This window comes from Pseudomonas tolaasii NCPPB 2192 (genome assembly GCF_002813445.1).
GTDB classification, from domain to species: Bacteria; Pseudomonadota; Gammaproteobacteria; order Pseudomonadales; family Pseudomonadaceae; genus Aquipseudomonas; species Aquipseudomonas tolaasii.
Genome location: NZ_PHHD01000001.1, coordinates 5,061,633 through 5,081,515, shown reverse-complemented (window position 1 = coordinate 5,081,515; position 19,883 = coordinate 5,061,633). Strand labels below are relative to the sequence as shown.

Annotated in this window: 17 protein-coding genes and 1 pseudogene; 8 read left to right on the top strand and 10 right to left on the bottom strand. The window is 61.0% G+C overall.

The features are described 5' to 3' along the window. Positions 1–35: 35 nt before the first annotated feature. Entirely contained in the window at positions 36–1,415 is a 1,380-nt protein-coding gene (locus ATI14_RS23330; protein WP_080520556.1) for an NAD-dependent succinate-semialdehyde dehydrogenase, read from the bottom strand. A gap of 157 nt (positions 1,416–1,572) precedes the next feature. On the opposite strand from ATI14_RS23330, the gene ATI14_RS23325 reads away from it, so the two are divergent. Next, the gene (locus tag ATI14_RS23325; protein WP_016970865.1) at positions 1,573–2,499 is read left to right on the top strand and encodes an AraC family transcriptional regulator; all 927 of its coding nucleotides are present in this window, start codon (positions 1,573–1,575) and stop codon (positions 2,497–2,499) included. Here ATI14_RS23325 and ATI14_RS23320 read toward each other — a convergent pair. Beyond that, positions 2,465–3,655 (bottom strand): MFS transporter, encoded by a 1,191-nt coding sequence (locus tag ATI14_RS23320; protein WP_080520555.1) that lies wholly within the window; start codon positions 3,653–3,655, stop codon positions 2,465–2,467. The genes ATI14_RS23325 and ATI14_RS23320 overlap by 35 nt on opposite strands. A 232-nt stretch (positions 3,656–3,887) precedes the next feature. Here ATI14_RS23320 and ATI14_RS23315 point away from each other — a divergent pair, with 232 nt between their 5' ends. Beyond that, entirely contained in the window at positions 3,888–4,499 is a 612-nt protein-coding gene (locus ATI14_RS23315) for an FMN-dependent NADH-azoreductase (protein ID WP_016970863.1), read from the top strand. 228 nt (positions 4,500–4,727) lie between these two features. After that, a complete protein-coding gene (locus ATI14_RS23310; RefSeq protein WP_080520554.1) occupies positions 4,728–5,765 on the top strand; it encodes an alpha/beta hydrolase family protein in 1,038 nt (345 codons plus the stop codon). Here ATI14_RS23310 and ATI14_RS23305 read toward each other — a convergent pair. From ATI14_RS23305 to ATI14_RS23295, 3 genes are all read right to left on the bottom strand, one after another. Beyond that, positions 5,759–6,934, bottom strand: a complete 1,176-nt coding sequence (locus ATI14_RS23305) for an MFS transporter (protein WP_016970861.1) — start codon at positions 6,932–6,934, stop codon at positions 5,759–5,761. The genes ATI14_RS23310 and ATI14_RS23305 overlap by 7 nt on opposite strands. Positions 6,935–7,184: 250 nt before the next feature. Continuing rightward, complete coding sequence (locus ATI14_RS23300) at positions 7,185–8,771, bottom strand: ABC-F family ATPase (protein WP_026083083.1); 1,587 nt, start codon at positions 8,769–8,771, stop codon at positions 7,185–7,187. A gap of 141 nt (positions 8,772–8,912) precedes the next feature. Beyond that, positions 8,913–10,151, bottom strand: a complete 1,239-nt coding sequence (locus ATI14_RS23295) for an MFS transporter (RefSeq protein WP_016970859.1) — start codon at positions 10,149–10,151, stop codon at positions 8,913–8,915. 83 nt (positions 10,152–10,234) lie between these two features. Here ATI14_RS23295 and ATI14_RS31515 point away from each other — a divergent pair. Beyond that, positions 10,235–10,366 (top strand): annotated as a pseudogene (locus ATI14_RS31515) (SAM-dependent methyltransferase); the annotation flags it as partial. 140 nt (positions 10,367–10,506) lie between these two features. Here the strand turns inward: ATI14_RS31515 and ATI14_RS23290 are convergent. Continuing rightward, the gene (locus tag ATI14_RS23290) at positions 10,507–10,893 is read right to left on the bottom strand and encodes a TIGR03067 domain-containing protein (protein WP_016970857.1); all 387 of its coding nucleotides are present in this window, start codon (positions 10,891–10,893) and stop codon (positions 10,507–10,509) included. 288 nt (positions 10,894–11,181) lie between these two features. Between ATI14_RS23290 and lpxO the strand changes: the two genes are divergently transcribed. Continuing rightward, positions 11,182–12,081 (top strand): lipid A hydroxylase LpxO, encoded by a 900-nt coding sequence (gene lpxO / locus ATI14_RS23285; RefSeq protein ID WP_016970856.1) that lies wholly within the window; start codon positions 11,182–11,184, stop codon positions 12,079–12,081. Positions 12,082–12,101: 20 nt separating this feature from the next. On the opposite strand, the gene ligD is transcribed toward lpxO, so the two are convergent. Continuing rightward, positions 12,102–14,585 (bottom strand): DNA ligase D, encoded by a 2,484-nt coding sequence (gene ligD, locus ATI14_RS23280; protein WP_080520553.1) that lies wholly within the window; start codon positions 14,583–14,585, stop codon positions 12,102–12,104. Between the two features lie 15 nt (positions 14,586–14,600). After that, positions 14,601–15,434 (bottom strand): non-homologous end joining protein Ku, encoded by an 834-nt coding sequence (gene ku, locus ATI14_RS23275; protein ID WP_016970855.1) that lies wholly within the window; start codon positions 15,432–15,434, stop codon positions 14,601–14,603. Between the two features lie 184 nt (positions 15,435–15,618). On the opposite strand from ku, the gene ATI14_RS23270 reads away from it, so the two are divergent. Together ATI14_RS23270 and ATI14_RS23265 are read left to right on the top strand one after the other, a co-directional pair. Then, entirely contained in the window at positions 15,619–15,933 is a 315-nt protein-coding gene (locus ATI14_RS23270; protein WP_016970854.1) for a hypothetical protein, read from the top strand. Positions 15,934–15,945: 12 nt separating this feature from the next. Then, entirely contained in the window at positions 15,946–17,103 is a 1,158-nt protein-coding gene (locus ATI14_RS23265; protein ID WP_016970853.1) for a PQQ-dependent sugar dehydrogenase, read from the top strand. Between the two features lie 162 nt (positions 17,104–17,265). On the opposite strand, the gene ATI14_RS23260 is transcribed toward ATI14_RS23265, so the two are convergent. Together ATI14_RS23260 and ATI14_RS23255 are read right to left on the bottom strand one after the other, a co-directional pair. After that, positions 17,266–17,745: a nuclear transport factor 2 family protein gene (locus ATI14_RS23260; RefSeq protein WP_016970852.1), complete on the bottom strand. Its 480-nt coding sequence runs from the start codon at positions 17,743–17,745 to the stop codon at positions 17,266–17,268. 54 nt (positions 17,746–17,799) lie between these two features. After that, positions 17,800–18,363, bottom strand: coding sequence for a TetR/AcrR family transcriptional regulator (locus ATI14_RS23255; RefSeq protein WP_016970851.1), 564 nt, complete (start codon positions 18,361–18,363; stop codon positions 17,800–17,802). A gap of 125 nt (positions 18,364–18,488) precedes the next feature. Here ATI14_RS23255 and pssA point away from each other — a divergent pair, with 125 nt between their 5' ends. Then, a complete protein-coding gene (pssA, locus tag ATI14_RS23250) occupies positions 18,489–19,832 on the top strand; it encodes a CDP-diacylglycerol--serine O-phosphatidyltransferase (RefSeq protein WP_016970850.1) in 1,344 nt (447 codons plus the stop codon). Positions 19,833–19,883: the final 51 nt, after the last annotated feature.

The window sequence follows — 19,883 nt, the reverse complement described above, 5'->3', positions numbered from 1 at the left end:
AGCGGGAGCAAGCTCCCTCGCCACAGGTGGTGGGTTTAGAACTGCGCGCCCGCCGTCAGCACATACTTGACGTGCACGTACTCCTCAATCCCGTAATAACTGCCCTCACGGCCATACCCGGACTGCTTGATGCCACCAAACGGAACCGACGCAGTGCCGACCGAGCCCGAGTTCAAAATCACCATGCCGGCCTCCAATTGGCGTGACAGGCGCAGCGAACGGCCCAGTGCGCTGGTGTAGGCGTAAGCCACCAACCCGAACTCGGTCTGATTGGCGCGGGCGATGACTTCCTCTTCATCCTTGAAGGAATAGAGAGCGAACACCGGGCCGAAAATCTCCTGAGTGGCCAGTGGCGAATCATCCTGCAAACCGGTCAGCACCGTGGGCTCGTAGAACAGGCCGCCCCTGGCGTGAGGCTTGCCGCCCATCAGCACCCTGGCGCCGGCGGCTTTGGCGTCTTCCACCAGGCTCACCACCTTGTCGAAGCCCAACTGATTGACCAGTGGCCCGACCACAAAGTCTTCACGCAGGCCTTGATCGACTTCGATGTTGGCGACAGCGGCCTTCACGCGCTTGATGAAGTCTTCAAGAATGCTGTGTTGCACAAAAATCCGGTTGGGCGAAATACACACCTGCCCGGAGTTGCGCAGCTTGGCGCTGACCAACCCCTTTACCGCCTCATCCAGGTTGGCGTCCTGGAACACGATAAAGGGTGCATTGCCGCCCAACTCCAAAGTCATTTTCTTCACCGTCGCCGCGCATTGGGCTGCGAGCAGTTTGCCCACCGCCGTCGAACCGGTGAAGGTGATTTTGCGGATACGCGGGTCGCCGGTCAGGATCAGGCCGATTTCCTTCGGGTCACCGACCACCACTTCCAACACGCCTTCGCCGATACCGGCCTTGCGCGCGTGTTCCAGCAGTTTGAACGCTGTCAGCGGCGTGTCTTCCGCGGGCTTGATCACCATGGTGCAGCCGGCGGCCAGGGCGGTGGCGACTTTGCGGGTGATCATCATGAACGGGAAGTTCCACGGGGTGATCGCGGCGACCGGGCCGATGGCTTCCTTGGTGACCGTCACGCTGGCATTGCGGTCATGGGTGGGAATCGTGTCGCCGTACACGCGTTTGGCTTCTTCGGCGTACCACTCGATAAAACCCAGGCCGTAGTCGATTTCCCCACGGGCTTCGGTCAGGCATTTGCCGTTTTCACGGCACAGCAGTTCGGCGAAGGCTTCCTTGTCGGCCTTAACGCTGTCGTGCCAGCGGCGCAGGATCGTGCTGCGTTCACTGGCCAGTTTCGCCGACCAGTCGGGGAAGGCAGCGCAAGTGCGGTCGACAGCGGCCCTGACCTCGGCTGCCGAGCTGTTGGCAACGCGGCCGACTTCTTCACCGTTTGCAGGGTTGTAGACGATAAGCATGGGGAATCTCCGAGGGCTGAAAGTGCTGTTTCAGGCTACGGAAAAGGGCGGTTCGGGCGAATATCCATTCCAATGTGCTGATTGCCTGATCCTATGAGTCAGTAGCCACGGCCGGATGCGCGCAGTATCGTGCGGTTTTGCGCCGGAGCCTGTGAACATGGGCCGTACCCAACGCATCATCGAATTGATGGGCCGCCTGGCACCTGTCGAAGGCTATAACCTGACCGCTCTGGACGACGTACGCTTCCTGCGCTCGAACCGGCCCCTGCACCGCGTGCCGGTGCTGTACGACCCCGGCATTGTGATTGTGTGCCAGGGGCAAAAGCGCGGGTATCTGGGCGATGAGGTTTACCTGTATGACGCCCAGCATTATCTGGTGGTGTCGGTGCCGGTGCCGTTCACCATGGAGACTGAAGCCACGCCTGAGGAACCCATGCTGGCGGTGTACCTGCGCCTGGATTTCACCCTGGCGGCGCAGTTGCTGGTGGCGCTGGAAGACTTCCCGGAACTGGTCGAGGCCAAGCCGCGCGGCATGTATTCCTCGCCCATGGACGACAAGCTCAGTGACTCGCTGCTGCGCTTTCTGGAGGCGATGAGCACGCCGATGGATGCGCAATTGCTCGGCCCGGCGCTGGTGCGCGAGATCTATTACCGGATTATCACGGGCGAGCAGGGCGGGTCGATGCGCGCGGCGCTCACGCGTCAGGGCCAGTTCGGCAAGGTGGCGCGAGCGATCCGCAAGATCCACGCGTGTTATCACCAGCACCTGGATGTGGAAGCGCTGGCCGGGGAGGCGATGATGAGCGTGCCGAGCTTTCATGCGCACTTTCGCACGGTGACCGACACCTCACCCATGCAGTACCTCAAGTCCACGCGCCTGCACCAGGCGCGTTTGCTGATGCTGCGCAGTGACATCACGGCTGCCACGGCCTGCGCCAGGGTGGGCTATGAAAGCGCCTCGCAGTTCAGCCGTGAGTTCAAGCGCTTCTTCGGGCGCACACCGCAGGAAGAAATCCAGTGGATGAAACGCACCTACGCGCTGCCGGCGCCTACGTCGGCGTCGATTTACGTGTCGTCCCACTGAGCATCGTGATCAACAGGGCCAGCCCGGCAAACCCGGCGCCGGTCAGGGCCTGGCCTTGCCAGCCGTAATGGTCCGAGGCAAACGCTCCGGCCGCCGAGCCCAGGGCGCCGCCGATAAAATAGACCACCATGAACACGGTGTTCAGGCGGCTGGTGGCGGAGGGTTCCAGTGCCAGTACGCGAGTCTGGTTGGCCAACTGGTTGATGCGGTTGCCCAGGTCGAGGAAGGTCGCGGCCACCAGGATCGGCGCCCACCAGCCACGCGGACCGAAGGCGAAAATCAGCACGAAAGCGCTCAACACGGTGCCGATGCCCACCAGTTCCAGCAGGCTTCTATGGCGCTGGGTCAGTTGGCCGATTTTGGCGGCACACAGGATGCCGACAATCGCCGACAACCCGAGCAGGCCGGCCTGCGCGCTGGAAAAACCATAAGGCGGCGCAGCGAGCAAGGCGGCCATCGAGCCCCAGAACACGTTCAGGGCGCCGAACACCAGCGCCGCCTTGATCGCCGACTGGCGCAGGGTCGGATACTGCGTGGCCAGGCCCCATAAGGATTTGAGCAAGGCGCCGTACGCCAATTTACTGGTGGAAACCGACACCGGCATGCGCGTCAGGATCGCCATGAACAGCAACACATCCAGCGCCGCCGCCAGCGCAAACATGCCGCGCCAGCCCAGCCAGCCGCTGACCACGCCGCTGACAGTCCGGGCCAGCAAGCCGCCGGCCGATAAACCGCTGACCATCAAACCCAACACTGCGCCTTTTTGTGACGGTTCGCTGAGGTCGGACGCCGCCGGAATGATCACCTGGGCGCTGATGCCTGATAGTCCCAGCAGCACGCTCGCCACCAGCAGCAAGGAATACGAGGGCGCCGTGGCCGACGCCAGCAGCGCGACGAAGTTGATGCACAGCACGGCCAGGATCAGCGTGCGCCGGCTGATGCGGTCACCCAGTGGCACAAACAGCAGCAAGCCGCTGGCGTAGCCGAGCTGGGTGAGCATCGCGATCTGCCCGACGTGGGCGGTAGACACCTCAAAGGTATTGGCAATCAGCGGCAGCATCGCCTGGTTGTAGTAGATGGTGGCGACTGAAAACCCGCAGCAGATGGCGAGCAGCAGGGTCAGGCTTTTGGTCAGGGTCGGTGCGTTTGCGTGCATGGTGCGCCCAGTGGCTGTCGGAACTGCGGCGAGAATGAAGTGAAGCGTGGCTGAAATCCAGCGTTGCAGAGGATTGGGCAATAACCCCGTTGGATTGGATTTCGGTTGAGATGGGATTGTCCTGTCAGTGAGACGAACAATCGCATTTTAGCCCTCTAATCGTCTATTGGCGCCACCTGTAGGATTAACCTCAATTGATCGCCCAGTGGCGATCCTCACTTGGAGATCCCGTATGAAACTGTTGCATATCGATTCCAGCATCCTCGGCGACAACTCGGCTTCCCGCGCGCTCAGCGCCGGTGTGGTCAAGGCCTGGCAAGCGGCCGAGCCGGGTGTGCAAGTGACCTACCGTGACCTGGCAAGCGAAGGCATCAGCCACTTTTCCGGCCTGACCCTGGGCGCGCTCGGTACCGCCGCCGAATTGCGTGATGCCGTGCAGAAGCACGAAGCGGACTTGAGCGCGCAAACCCTGGCCGAATTCCAGGCTGCCGACGCGATCGTATTGGCGGCGCCGATGTACAACTTCACCATTCCAACCCAACTGAAGGCCTGGATCGACCGCATTGCCGTTGCCGGTCAGACCTTCCGTTACACCGAAAACGGCCCTGAAGGCCTGTGTGGCGGTAAAAAGGTCATCATCGTTTCCACCTCCGGCGGCCTGCATGTCGGCCAGCCTACCGGCGTGGCTCATGAAGACTATCTGAAAGTGCTGTTGGGCTTCCTTGGCATCACCGATATCGAAATTGTGCGGGCCCACGGCCTGGGCTACGGCGAAGAAGTGCGCAACAAAGCCTTGAGCGACGCTAACGCCGTGATCAACGAACAATTGTTCGCTGCCGCGTAAGGCTTGTGTAAATTTCGCCTGCTCCCGGTATCAATCTGAAACCGGGCGCCTAAACTCTGTATTCTGGTCGCCTGAAACGACCGGAATACGGAGTTTTTTCGTTTGCCCGCTGTCTTTACTTTGGCCCAGGTTATGCAGGCATGGGTTTATCACCCGGTGCGAGCACCTTGAACCATGGACTTTTCATATAGACATGCTGGTAGTCGTGCGGCAAAGGTGGACATCCCCATGATGCGTCTTTGTGCTGTTTTGGTTCTTTTCCTGCTCGGTGGCCTGATTTCAGTGCAAGCCGCCCCCGCGCCGCACCCGCACTGGAGTGTGGGCTTTCACCGCATGAAGTTTCTCGACCCGCTGGATCTGCAGCCGATGAGCGCCATCGCGTTTTATCCGTCCACGGATGTCGAGCAAACCACGCAACTGGGGCCTTACCACGTTGCCGCCGCTCAGGATGCCAAAGTCGCCATCGGGCGTTTCCCGATGCTGATGCTGTCTCACGGCAACACCGGTACGCCACTGGCGCTGCACGACCTGGCGACATCGCTGGCGCGCAAGGGCTTTGTGGTGGTTGCGGTGCTTCACCCTGGTGACAACTACAAGGATCACAGCCGACTGGGCACATTGAGCAACCTGTATGGCCGCCCGATTCAAATTTCCGAAGCCATCAGCGCCACCTTGGGCGACCCGATGCTGTCGCCGTTCGTCAACGTTGATCAGGTGGGCGTGATCGGCTACTCGGCCGGTGGCGAAACCGCGCTGATCCTGGCAGGCGCCAAGCCGGATTTCGACCGCCTGCGCCGTTATTGCCTGGAACGCCCGGAAGATCGCGATGCCTGCACCACCAAGGGCGAACTGGTGGTTGACCGTGACGACCTGCAACCCCAGGCCGACCCGCGTATTCACGCGTTGATGCTCATGGCGCCGCTGAGTTTGATGTTTGGTCGCCAGACCCTGGCGGACGTCCATGTGCCGGTGCTGCTGTACAGCGGCGATGGCGACAAACTGGTGCCCGTGGACAAAAACGCGGCGGCGCTGGCGCGCAAACTGCCGGAACCACCGGATTTCAAACTGCTGGCCGGCGCGGGGCACTTTGTGTTCATGGCGCCGTGTGACAGCGACCAACTGGCGGCCATGCCGGCAATCTGTACGGATGCCGACGGCGTCGACCGCGAAGGCATTCACCGTGATCTGATTTCAGAGGCAGGGCGTTTTTTCGTCCACACGCTGGGTCAATCGACCCGCGCCGGTTTGCAGACGGCTGATCAATAAGCGCGGCGTTTGAGCATCAGCGTGAGGCTCAGCGCGGCCACTGACAGCAGCGCGGCACAGAAGAAGATCCAGCCGTAGCCGAGGTTGAGCGCCACGGCCCCCATCAACGGCCCGGCGATAGCCAGGGCCAGGTCAAAAAACACCGCGTACGCACTCAACCCGGCGCCACGGCTGCTGTTGGGCACCTGTTTGATGGCTTCCACGCCCAGTGCCGGATACACCAGCGACAAACCGAAACCGGTCAGCCCGGCGCCGATCAGCGCGACGCCGGTAGACGGCGCCAGCCACAGCAGCGTGAGGCCCAGGGTCTCGATGCTCATGCAGGCAATCGCCGCGCGGAACCCGCCAAAGCGGCTGATTGCCGAGATAAACACCAGCCGCGACAGAATAAAACACAGGCCAAACACCGTGAGGCAGTACGCTGCGCCGGCCCAGCCACGGTTGAGGTAGTACAGCGTGATGAAGGTGGTCAGCGTGCCGTAGCCGATCGATGCCAGGCACAGGCTGGCGCCAAACGGTGCGATACGGCCGAACACGGCCCAGAAGGGTAGCCGCTCGCCCCGTACCACCGGCACCGACGGTTTTTTACGAATCAGCAACAGCCCCAACGCTGCCAGCACCGACAGCGCAATGCCCAGGCTGGTATAGCCATAATCCGCGACCATCACTACACCCAGCGGCGCGCCGATCGCAATGGCGCCGTAGGACGCGATGCCGTTCCATGAGATTGAGCGCGCGGTGTGCTCGGCACCCACCGCCCCCATGCACCAACTGATGGTGCCCACGCCGATCAGGCCCTGGGCCACACCGAGCAACAAGCGGCCGACGATAAGAATGCCCAGGCTGAGCGCCGGCAGGTTGTCGACCAGCGTTGCAAGGAACGTCAGCACACCGCTGACCAGAATTCCCGCCAACCCCAGCACAATCGCGCGCTTGGTGCCCACATTGTCCGACATGCGCCCTGCCATCGGGCGGCTAAGCAGGGTGGCCAGGTATTGCGAGCCGATGGTCACCCCGGCCACCACGGCGCTGAAGCCCAGTTGCTCGTGGACATAGCCTGGAATCACCGCAATCGGCAGGCCGATGCAGATAAAGGCGATGAAGGTGTAGAAGACGATAGAGACGATCTGCAGGGTGATCGACAGGGAACTGGGGGCGGCGGCAGGCATGGTCACTCGTTCGCGGGCGGGCGGTGACGGCATGATGGCAAGGGATTGGGGGAAAGGAAAGCAGGCTAACTATGGAGAGCAGGCCTGTTGTGACGAGCAGGCTTGTCCTGCATTGGGGCGCGCAGCGGCCCTGAAATCAAACACCGCGTTTTGCCAGGCAGAACGCGGTATTTTTATTGGGGCCGCTTCGCAGCCCAACGCAGGACAAGCCTGCTCGCCACAACGAGCCGGCCAGCCATGCAGGGCGTGTTTAGAACACTACGCCCTGGCTGCGCAGGTAGTCGTCGTAGGTGCCGCTGAAGTCGATCACGCCGGTGGCGCTCAGCTCGATGATGCGGGTGGCCAGGGACGATACGAACTCACGGTCGTGGCTGACAAAGATCAGCGTGCCCGGGTAATTTTCCAGCGCCAGGTTCAGCGCTTCGATGGATTCCATGTCCAGGTGGTTGGTCGGTTCGTCCATGATCAGCACGTTCGGCTTTTGCAGGATCAGCTTGCCGAACAGCATGCGGCCTTGCTCACCACCGGAAATCACCTTGACCGACTTCTGGATCTCGTCGTTGGAGAACAGCATGCGGCCCAGGGTGCCGCGGATCATTTGCTCGCCCTGGGTCCACTGGCCCATCCAGTCGAACAGGGTCACGTCGTCTTCGAAGTCATGGGCGTGGTCCTGGGCGTAGTAGCCCAGTTCCGCCGCGTCGGTCCACTTGACGCTGCCGGCATCCGGGGTCAGTTCATTGACCAGGGTGCGCAGTAGGGTGGTCTTGCCGATACCGTTCGGGCCGATGATCGCCACGCGCTCGCCGGCTTCCACCTGGAAGCTGAAGTCCTTGAACAGCGGCTTGCCGTCGAAACCCTTGGCCATTTTTTCGACCATGACGGCCTGGCGGTGCAGCTTTTTGTTCTGCTCGAAACGGATGAACGGGCTCACACGGCTCGAAGGCTTGACCTCGGCCAGCTGGATCTTGTCGATGGCCTTGGCGCGGGAGGTGGCCTGCTTGGCTTTCGAGGCGTTGGCCGAGAAGCGGCTGACGAAGGATTGCAGCTCGGAGATCTGCGCCTTCTTCTTGGCGTTGTCCGACAGCAGTTGCTCCCGGGACTGGGTCGCCACAGTCATGTACTCGTCGTAGTTGCCCGGGAACAGGCGCAGCTCGCCGTAGTCCAGGTCAGCCATGTGGGTGCACACGCTGTTCAGGAAGTGACGGTCGTGAGAGATGATGATCATCAGGCTCGAGCGCTGGGTCAGGATGTTTTCCAGCCAGCGGATGGTGTTGATGTCCAGGTGGTTGGTCGGTTCGTCGAGCAACAGCACTTCCGGGTCGGAGAACAGTGCCTGGGCCAGCAATACGCGCAGTTTCCAGCCTGGGGAGACTTCGCTCATCGGGCCGAAGTGTTGTTCCAGGGGAATGCCCAGGCCCAGCAGCAGTTCGCCGGCACGGGATTCGGCGGTGTAGCCGTCCATTTCGGCGAACTCGGTTTCCAGCTCGGCCACGGCCATGCCGTCTTCTTCGCTCATTTCCGGCAGCGAGTAGATGCGGTCGCGCTCGGCCTTGACCTTCCACAGCTCCTCGTGACCCATGATCACGGTGTCGAGCACGGTGAATTCTTCGTAGGCGAACTGGTCCTGGCGCAGTTTACCCAGGCGTACGTTCGGCTCCAGCATGACCTGGCCGCCGGACGGGTCAAGGTCGCCGCCGAGGATTTTCATGAAGGTCGACTTGCCGCAACCGTTGGCACCGATCAAACCATAACGGTTGCCGGCGCCGAATTTGACCGAGACGTTCTCGAAGAGCGGCTTGGCGCCGAACTGCATGGTGATGTTAGCTGTGGAGATCAATTACTTTACCTATCAATGGGTTGCGAGCGTGGCGGCAGGAGCCTTCAGGCATGCGTCAACAGCGACATCAAGGCGCGAAACCCGGTCGCTGAGCAGAAATTTGGGATGTGTGTTGGAATTTGGCGCGCATTGTCGCATATGTCAGGCGACAGTTGTATGGCAGCCGAAAGATGGTTTCTCCAGCGTCTCGGGCATCGCCAGCCAGAGCAGCGCCAGCGCCACCGCCGCCACACCGGCCAGGGTCAGGAAAGCTGCGTTGTAGCCGGCCTGTTGCACCACGAACCCCGCCAGGCTGCTGCTCAGTGCCGCGCCCAGGCCGAATACGGTGGACAGCGCGCCGAGGCTGACATTGAAGCGCCCGGTGCCCTGGGTCAGGTCCTTGACGATCACCGGAAACAATGCACCGAAAATACCGGCGCCGATGCCGTCGAGCATTTGCACCGCCACCAGCCAATACGGGTCGCTGGACAAGGTGTACAACACGCCGCGCAGCGGCAAAATCAGAAAACCGGCCAATAGCAGTGGCTTGCGCCCCCACACATCGGCTTTCAACCCCACCAGCCAGGCCATCGGCACCATCACCAGTTGCGCGGCGACAATGCACGCCGAGGTCAAGGGCGTGGCCATGTGCAGGTTGATCTGCGCCAGTTTCTGGCTGACCAGCGGCAACATCGCGGCATTGGCCAGGTGAAACAACGCGCAGCAAATGGCAAACAGCAGAAGAGGGCGGTTGGCCAGCAATACCTTGATGCCCGACGGCTGTTCATGATCGGTGCGGTGGGCCGGGTCAAAGCCGCGGGCCACTTCGTGGTCGATGGCGGCTGCCGATACACAACTGATTGCCACGACACTGGCCACTGCCATAAAGGCCATCAAGTAAAACACCACCACCGGACCAAACAGGTAGGCCAAACCGCCGGCCAGCAAGGCTGCGACAGCATTGCCGGCGTGATTGAAGGTTTCGTTGCGCCCGGTTCGGCGTGTGAAGGCGCGCGGACCGGTGATGCCCAGGGAGATCGCGGAAATCGCCGGGGCGAACACCGAGGCCGCCACCGCGCTGGCCGCCTGGGTCAGTGCCACCCAGGTAAACGAGCTGACGAAGGGCAATAACAGGCAGCTGGCGGTGACCAGGATCGCGGCGATGGCAACCACCGCGCGTTTGCTGTGCGTGCGATCGATCAGCGCACCGGCAGGGCCCTGTGTAATCAGCGCGGCAATGCCGGCCAGGGTCATGACCACGCCGATGCTGGCCGGGTCCCATTTATGCACCGCCAGCAGGTAGATCGCGAGGTATGGCCCAAGGCCGTCGCGTACATCCGCCAGAAAGAAATTCAGGCTGTCCAGAGACAAGGTATTGCGCAGGTCGGAGTCAGAGGCCACGGCGAGGTCTTCGGGGGGCGGCGTTCAGGAGCTGAACACCCAATGGCCTAGTGACCTGTGGGTTTTGTGTTTAGTTTCCGGGTGCGGGCGTGCAGATCGAGCATTTGCAGGAATACCCGCATTCCAACCGTGAAGAACTTTACGACAGGTACGAGCATCAACCGGCGCAGCTGCCGTTGTGTTTCACCCTGACGGCCGTCAAACATCGCGTCTGAACCGGGTTTTGCCCGCGCAAAAAAAAGGCCCGCGAGGAGGAGCGGGCCAAGTGATTCACTGGAGTAGGTAAGCCAGACCCTACAGGCCCGAAAGTGAAGGCCATGTGAAAACGCTGTCGCAAATTCGCAGGTTGCGCTGGTCAAGCCCTGCGTATAAACGTGCGCATGGTTTGCCCGGGGCCTGTGCTGAAGGCGCTTGGCCGGGGCATGCCTTCATCCGCCGCAATGAAAACAAATACATCGCCTTCAAGGCGGTAGCTGGCAGGCAACCGTTTGCCGGCGTCATCGCCGATCGAGTCGATCCAGGTGATGCTCTTGGGCGTGGTGCTGCTATCGAGCGAAAAACGCCCGGCCAGTAGGGTTTCACCCTGAGCGGTCAACACCTCGAAGCGGTCGCCACGAATGGTGGTCAGGGCGCCGGGTGCGCTGTGGGCGTCGACAGGGTTCAGTACACCGTTGTCTTCAAGCGAAGTCTGCTCCCAGGTTCCTTGCAGGGCTTGGTAATCAACGTCGGAAACGAGTGACATACAAATTCCTTTTTGTTGTAGGCGGGGGTCAACACTGCAACATGGCCGCGTCGCAAGGCAAGCGCAAGCATTGACCTGGCACAGGGAATGGACAGCTTTTCACAATTCTTAGTTAACCTTTGGTTACAAACTGTGGCTAAATAACTGCCAATGGCCATGAACCGGTTGTTCACTCAGCCGCTTGTGCCGCGTGTATGTGAATTGTGATTTCAGGTGCTGCTTATTCAATCCTCGGCCGTTGTGGGCACGCAGGAGCAGCCTGTTCTCTACTGACTTGTGACGAATCCCTTGAAACTCATCATTGTTGCTCTCTACGTTGCCTCCATCGCGTATGTACACCTGCGTGGTCGGGTGCGGCACAAGCTGGGTCGCCAGCTCAGCGATCACTCGACGTTCCTGGCGCCGATCAACTGCTTTCTTTATCTGTTCTCGAAGCAGCCCAGCCGCCCGTACTTGTCGCCCAGTGATTTTCCGGACCTGAGCCCATTGCAAGCGCACTGGGAAGAAATCCGCCAGGAAGGCCAGAACCTGCTGCGTGCCGGTGAGATCAAGCGTTCGGACCAGTACAACGACGTGGGTTTCAACTCATTCTTCAAGTCAGGCTGGAAGCGTTTCTACCTCAAGTGGTACGGCGACAGCCATCCTTCAGCGATGAAGCTGTGCCCGCGCACCACCGAACTGGTGCAAAGCATTGGCTCGATCAAGGCGGCGATGTTCGCCGAGTTGCCGCCAGGCTCCAAGCTGGTGCGCCACCGCGACCCCTATGCCGGCTCCTACCGCTATCACCTGGGGCTGGACACGCCTAACGATCCCGGCTGCTACATCAATGTGGATGGCGAGAGCTATTACTGGCGCGACGGCGAGCCGGTGATGTTTGACGAGACCTACATCCACTACGCGGAAAACACCACGCAGCAGAACCGCATCATCCTGTTTTGCGATATCGAGCGGCCGATGAAGTATCGGTGGGCGGCGGCGTTCAACCGCTGGTTCAGCCGTAACGTAATGGCGGCAGCGGGTTCGCCCAATGATGACGGCGACAAAACCGGTGGCCTGAACCGCGCGTTTACCCGCCTGTACAAGATTCGTCTGCGCGGCAAAGAACTGAAAAAACGCAATCGTGCGCGCTACTACCTGGAAAAGTGGGCGATTTTTGCGGGTCTGGCGCTGATTTTCATCCTGATCTGACGCCCACCCCCGGGCGCGAATCACTGCGGTGGTTGCGCGCCCAGCCTGTCCCACATCTTCTTGCTGATCTTCTGCCGGTTGGCATAGCCGGCCCACGGGTCAGCCTTCAAACCCAGCAAGCGCTGCAGCAGATTGGCGATTGTCCACTGTTGGGCTGAGCGCACATCCTTCAACTCTTCCCGGCTGACCGGCACCGACACCGGCAGGCCGGGGCGTGCCCGCACCGAATACGCCGCCACCGTACTCGCGCCGCGCGCGTTGCGCAGGTAGTCGACGAAGATCTTGCCGACGCGGTTTTTGGGGCCGGAGGTGGCAGTAAAGCGCTCGGGTAATTGCTCGGTCATAAACTGCGCGATGGCTTTGGCGAAGGCTTTGACCGTGTCCCAGCCATCGCGCCGCGCCAGCGGCACGATGATGTGCAAGCCCTTGCCGCCGCTGGTTTTGACAAAGGCGTCCAGGCCCAATTCATCCAGGACCGAGAGGGTCAGTTGCGCAGCTTCCAGCATGGTTTTCCATGGCAGCGCCGGGTCCGGGTCGAGGTCCAGCACGAACAGGTCGGGCGTTTCTATCTTGTCCGCGGTGGCGCCCCAGGTGTGCAGTTCCACCGTGCCCATCTGCACGGCACCGAGCAGCGCGGCTACGGTGTCGATCTCCATCAGGCGTGCGTGAGCGGGGTCCAGCGTCTGGTCCAGCTGTTTGATATGGGGAATGGCCAGACGCTCGGAGTGCTTCTGAAAGAATTGCTCGCCCTCGATGCCTTCCGGCGCGCGCAGCAGCGACACCGGGCGGTGGCGCAGAAAGGGCAGGATCCACTCACTGATCTCGGCGTAAAACGACGCCAGTCGCTGCTTTTGCGTGCCGCTTTGCGGGTCGATCACACGCTCGGGGTGCGTGACCGTCACCTCATTGCCGGTATTGCGCGCCTTCGCAGGCTTGAGCGATTTGGCCGTACGCGGTTGTTCATGAATGATCTGCGCGACGGCCTTGTCAGTGCGCAAGGCAATGAACGAGGCTTGGCGCACCACGCCTTCACGGGTCCATTCGGCAAAGTGCGCTTCGCCGACCAGGTGCGGCTCCACCCAGTGCACGCCGCGCGCCTGGGCGCTGGTCAGCGGCTTTTCCAGGGGCGAGGTCTTGCGTTCAAGCGGCTTCAATTGCGCGTAAATGGTGTCAAGCGAGGCCTGATCAAACCCGGTGCCCACGCGCCCGGCATACACCAGCCCGGAATCGTCATTGACTGCCAGCAGCAGGGCGCCGAAACCACTGCGCGAGCCTTTGGGAAATGTGTAGCCGACGATGACGAATTCCTGGCGCAAGCGGCACTTGAGCTTGATCCAGTCGGCATTGCGCGTGGACGCATACGGGCTGCCCGCGCGCTTGCCGATCACGCCTTCAAGCGCCAGGTCGCAGGCGCTTTCAAAGATATCGCGCTGGTTGGCCACAAACGCTTCGGAAAACCGCAGCAGTTTACTGCGGCTGCCGGAAAGTGCCGATTTGAGCGCCGCGCGGCGTTCTTCCACCGGGGCTTTGCTCTGGTCTTGCCCGTCGAGGAAGGGCGCGTCAAACAGGTAGTACACGATGTCCAGGCTGCGGCCGATATCGAATGCATTTTGCAGCGCGTGAAAATCCGGCAAGCCGTCCCCGTTCAGGCTGACCACTTCGCCATCCAGCCAGCTGTCCTTGAGCTTGAGCGCCTGCAGCGCCTTGACCTGGCGCGGCAGGCGCTCGGTCCAGTCGTGGCCGTTGCGCGTAAACAGGCGAACTTCACCGCCCTGAATGCGCGCGAGCATGCGGTAGCCGTCGAATTTGATCTCGTAGTGCCAATCGCCGTCGGGCGCCTGGTCCACCAGCGTCGCCAGTTGCGGGCTGAAGTGCTCGGGCAGGTCGGCAACGGCTTTGCGCGGCGAGGCCCGCGACTTGGCCCGTGCCTTGGGCTTGCCGACGGTGGCGTCGCTCAACACGCTTTTCGGCTGGTCCTCGACGATGTCGTAATCGGTGGCGGGGCGGGCCTGATCGTCTTTTTCCTTGATCAGCAGCCATTGTTCCTTGTCGCCGCTGCCCTTGAGGCGAGTGCGTACCAGAGCCCAGTCGCCGGCCAGCTTTTCGCCGATCAGGGTAAATTTGAGTTTACCCGCGGCGTACGCCTGGTGCGGATCGTCATGGGGCTGCCACACGCCCCGGTCCCATACGATCACGTCGCCGGCGCCGTATTGTCCCGGTGCGATATTGCCCTCGAAACTCCCGTAACTCAGGGGGTGGTCCTCGACGTGCACCGCCAGGCGCTTTTGCGTCGGGTCCAGGCTGGGGCCCTTGGGTACCGCCCAGCTTTTGAGAACGCCATCGAGTTCCAGGCGAAAGTCATAGTGCAGGTTGCGCGCGTCGTGCTTCTGGATCACGAACGATAAAGCCTGCGCCTTGCGCCTGCCGGCGGGCGCCTTGCCCGCAGGTTCGGCGGTGACCTTGAAATCGCGCTTGCGGTTGTACTCGCTCAAGGGTTTGGGCATTGGAGATTCCCCGACTCAGGAGGCTTTGGTGGATTTCTTCGCGACCGGTTTCTTGGCAGGCTTGCCGGCCAGGCTGCGCTTGAGCAGTTCGGTCAGGTCGATAACGTCGGCCGACTTGCGCTCGTCGCTGTCTCGGGTGGTTTCCACGTCCTTGATCTTGCCGGCCTTGGCCTTTTTCTTCACCAGCGCCATGATCTTTTCCTGAAAGCTGTCGCGGTAATCCTCGGGTTGCCAGTCGGCGCTCATGTCGTCGACGAGCCGTTTCGCCATGTCGAGTTCGCCTTTGGCGAGGGAAGGCTTGGTGACGTCGGCACTCAGCTCCAGTTCATCCAGGCTGCGCACTTCGGCGGGCCAGCGCAGCATCACCAGCACCAGTGCCGATTCCAGTGGCATGAGCGCCGCGAGATGTTGTTTGGTGTGCAGCACCACATTGGCCAGGGCGACCTTGCGGGTTTTCTTCAGGGTTTCGCGCAGCAGGGCGTAAACCTTGCCGCCACGTTTGTCCGGGGCGAGAAAATAGGGCGTGTCGATGTTTTGCAGCGGAATCTGGTCGCTTTCCACAAACGCGATGATCTCGATGGTCTGGGTCGATTTGGGATGCGCCGAGCGAATTTCCTCTTCACTGAGCACCACGTAACGACCTTTCTCAAAAGCGACGCCCTTGACGATATTGTCTTTGGTGACTTCCTTGCCGGTCTTCTTGTTGACCCGCTTGTAGCCCACCGGGTCCATGCTGCGCTTGTCCAGCCAGTCAAAATCGACGCCTTGGGAAGAGGTCGCCGAAACCAGTGAAACCGGGATATGGACCAAGCCGAAGCTGATCGCGCCTTTCCAGATTGCCCGCGGCATAGGTTCGTTTCCTTGAGAAGAGCCTGTGTTCTGGTGACTCGCAGGTGCGGGCAAAAGTTTCGACTGGCAGATGCGCGGACAGATTGTGTTACACCTGATGAGAAACTTTTTAGTGTCGCAGGCCGAACCCAAGGCGTAGCGTGTTATCGAACCTACGTATGACCTGTCCTTGAGAGGTTTTGTAATGAAAAGCTGTGTGCGTCACGTTGCAGTGCTGGCATTGGCTCTGGTGCTCGTTCCATTGGCCCAGGCGCAAAGCCTGCCTGGTCGTAGCGATGCCAATAACAGCCCTATCCACCGGGCCAACCCCAACAGCATGCAGGGCACTCAGCCCAATGCCCCGGCCACTCGCGGGGTTCAGATCGGCCCGACCAGCCCGCCGCCGACGCTGGAAAACGGCGGTATCGGCAATCGTTATCCCAAACGTGATACGGCGCCCAGCCGCCCCGCGACTGAAACCAAAGCTCCCACCTATGATGCCAACGGCAATCGCCGGTAAGGACTCTGCCTTATGTTTGCACGCAAAACCCTGTTAGCTGCCATTTGCGCCTCTGTCATGCTTCCCTTGTCGGCGGCGTATGCCGTTGATGCCCAACAGTTTCCCAGCGAGCAAGGCAGCATCTCTGCCACGCCCATTGCCAAAGGCCTGGATCACCCTTGGGCGGTAGCGTTTCTGCCGGATAAGCAAGGGTTTCTGGTGACCGAGCGCCCGGGCCACCTGCGCTTTGTCAGCCCGGACGGCAAACTGTCGGCGCCGCTGACCGGTGTGCCTGACGTGTGGGCCAAAGGGCAGGGCGGCTTACTCGATGTGGTGCTGTCACCCGACTTCAAACAGGACCGCATGGTTTACCTGTCGTACGCTGAGGGCGGCGGCAAGGGGGGCACCGCCGGGACCGCCGTGGGCCGTGGACGATTGGCCGATGACTTGAGTGGTTTGAACGACTTCAAGGTTATCCTGCGTCAGGAACCCAAGCTTTCCACCGGCAACCATTTCGGCTCACGCCTGGCGTTCGACCGTGACGGTTACCTGTTCGTGACCCTGGGTGAAAACAACGACCGCCCGACGGCTCAGGACCTGGACAAGCTGCAAGGCAAGGTGGTGCGGATCTTCCCCGACGGTCGCGTGCCGGATGACAACCCCTTTGTCGGCCAGCCGGGCGTGCGCCCCGAGATCTGGTCCTACGGCCAGCGTAACCCCCAAGGCCTGGCGCTGAACCCATGGAGTGGCACGATCTGGGAGCATGAGCATGGCCCGCGAGGCGGCGATGAAATCAATATCATCGAGCGCGGCAAAAACTACGGCTGGCCGCTTGCCACCCACGGCATCAATTATTCCTTGACGCCAATCCCGGAAGCCAAGGGCAAAGAGGTGGAAGGCACAGTGGCGCCCCATCACGTCTGGGAAAAGTCCCCGGGCATCAGCGGCATGGCGTTTTATGACGCCGACCGCTTCAAACCGTGGCAGCACAACCTGTTTATCGGTGCCTTGGCCAGCCAGGAGCTGATTCGCCTGCAGTTCGACGGCGACAAGGTGATCCATGAAGAACGCTTACTGGGCGACTTGAAGGCACGGATACGGGACGTGCGCCAAGGCCCGGACGGTTATCTGTATGTGCTGACGGATGAAGACAAGGGTGTGCTGTACAGGGTGGGGCTGAATCAGGACTGAACAACTGGGTTACTGTGGTGAGAGCACTCGTTGTGGCGAGCAAGCTTGCTTGCGCTGGGGTGCGCAGCGCCCCCAAAAAAAAGCCGAAGACTGCTGCGCAGTCCGCGGGAGCAAGCTCCCTCGCCACGGCAAGCCAGCTCCCACAGGTTAATCGTGTCGCGCTTACAGGCCCAAGTCGGACAACCCCGGATGATCATCCGGGCGCCGCCCCAGCGGCCAGTGGAACTTGCGTTCACTTTCCTTGATCGGCAGATCGTTGATGCAGGCAAAGCGGTTGGCCATCAGGCCATTCTCGTCAAACTCCCAGTTCTCGTTACCGTAGGAGCGGAACCAATTGCCCGAGTCGTCGTGCCACTCATAGGCATAGCGCACGGCAATCCGGTTGTCGGTGAATGCCCACAGTTCCTTGATCAGCCGGTAATCCAGTTCCTTTGCCCATTTGCGCGTGAGAAAACCCTTGGCTTCCTCGCGGCTACGCACGAACTCGGCGCGGTTGCGCCATTGCGTGTCCAGGGTATAAGCCAGTGAAACCCGCTGCGGGTCACGGGAATTCCAGCCATCTTCGGCCAGGCGTACTTTTTCAATGGCCGTTTCACGGGTAAACGGCGGCAGTGGCGGGCGCGTTTCGTTTGTCGAGGTCATTCGGCAGCTCCTTAACACAATAAGGTTGAATCGAAGGTTGCAAGTTGAAGGCGTTCAAAGTCCCAATAACGTTCGCGCCATGCATTGCGCATCATCGGCCGCAGTTGAATCGCCCATCACCAGGGCAACGGTAATGGCGCCATCGATCAGGATCAGCAGTTGCGCGGCCTGCCGGTGCGGGTCGGGGGTGCCATGTGCTTCACACAGTTCGAGTGCGTACTCGAAAAGTTTCTGTTTGTGCGCCTTGGCCAGCAGGCGCACCGGGTCTTGTGCGTCGCCGGTTTCACCGCTGGTGTTGATAAAGGCACAGCCGCGAAAGTCCGCCGAGCCGAACCAGCTTTTCAGTGCGCCGAATAGCGCCAACAGACGTTCGCCGCTGCCTTCGCTGCGTTCCACTTCGGTGCGCAGCCACTGCATCCAGCGTTCATCACGGCGTTGCAGGGCAGCGATCACCAGTTCGTCCTTATTGGCGAAATAGCGATAAATACTTTTGCGCGACACACCAGCGGTTTTCACCAGAAAGTCCATGCCGGTGGCGGCGATGCCGTGGCGGTAGATCAACTTTTCAGTGACGTCGAGAATGATGTCGCGGGTTTCATTACGGGTCATATCGTTCATGTGGCACACAGTAGAACGGTCGTTCTCCATGGTCAATTAAAATTTTTCCATCTGTAACAGCGAGACCTCGGCACCCCCATGGTGTAAGCTCAGGCCCTCTTCGGATTCGACCCTTTGCGAGCCTTATGCCGTCGTTCTTCAAACGCTCCCTGTTGCCCAAACTGCGCGGTTTCCCACTTTCCAGCGACGCCATTGACGTGTTGCCCGGCGCCGATGCTTTCCGGCGTTGCCTGCTGGAGAAAATCCCCCAGGCCACGCGGCGCATCTACATCGTCGCGCTGTATCTGCAGCAGGACGAGGCGGGGCAGGAGATTTACGATGCCTTGCACGCCGCCAAGGCCGCCCGGCCGGAACTGGATATCGTGGTGGTGGTCGACTGGCTGCGCGCCCAGCGCGGCCTGATCGGCGCCGGCAAACAACCCGGCAACAGCGCCTGGTACCAGGCGATGACTGCCTCGCACAGCAGCGAAGTCCCGGTGTACGGCGTGCCGGTGCAAACCCGCGAACTGTTCGGCGTGCTGCACCTCAAGGGCTTTGTGATCGATGACAGCGTGTTGTACAGCGGCGCGAGCCTGAACAATGTGTACCTGCACAAGTTCGATAAATACCGCTTTGATCGTTATCACCTGGTCCACAGCCAGCCCCTGGCCGACTCGATGCAACACCTGATCGAGCACGGGCTCGTCGCCTCCAAGGCGGTGCATCGCCTTGACCTGCCAAATCCTCCGACCACCCGCAGCCTGCGCAACGACATCGGCGACCTGCGCAGCCGACTCAAACATGCGGCCTACGACACCACCGCGGGGCAATTGCCCAATGGCCACTTGTCCGTCAGCCCGTTGCTCGGCGTGGGCAAGAACAACCCGCTCAACCGGGTGGTTCTGGAGTTGATCGCCAGCGCCCAGCACCAACTGACCATCTGCACGCCCTATTTCAACCTGCCATTGCCGGTGACGCGGGAAATCAACCGTGCCCTGGCGCGCGGGGTGAAGGTTGACATCATTGTCGGCGACAAGACCGCCAACGATTTTTACATTCCGCCGAGCGAACCGTTCAAGGTGATCTCGGCACTGCCGTATCTGTATGAAATCAGCCTGCGCCGTTTCGCCAAACGGCATCAGCCGGCAATCGACAGCGGCCAACTGAACCTGCACCTGTGGCGCGATGGCGACAATTCCTATCACCTCAAAGGCATGTGGATTGACCAGCGTTACACCTTGCTCACGGGCAACAACCTCAACCCGCGAGCGTTCCGGCTGGATCTGGAAAACGGCCTGCTGATCGATGACCCTCAGGGCGAATGGTTGGGACCACGGCGTACCGAGCTGGCACACATTTTCGAGCACACCTGCCGTATCGAGGGTTACCAGCAGTTGCAGTCACTGGTGGACTATCCGCCGGCGGTCGGCAAGTTCCTGCGCCGTGTCAGCCGTGTGCGGATTGAGCGCCTGCTGTATCGCATTCTTTAATCATCACGTTGTGCCCATCTGAGACCGTGCCTGCACCGGGCGCTGGCTTTT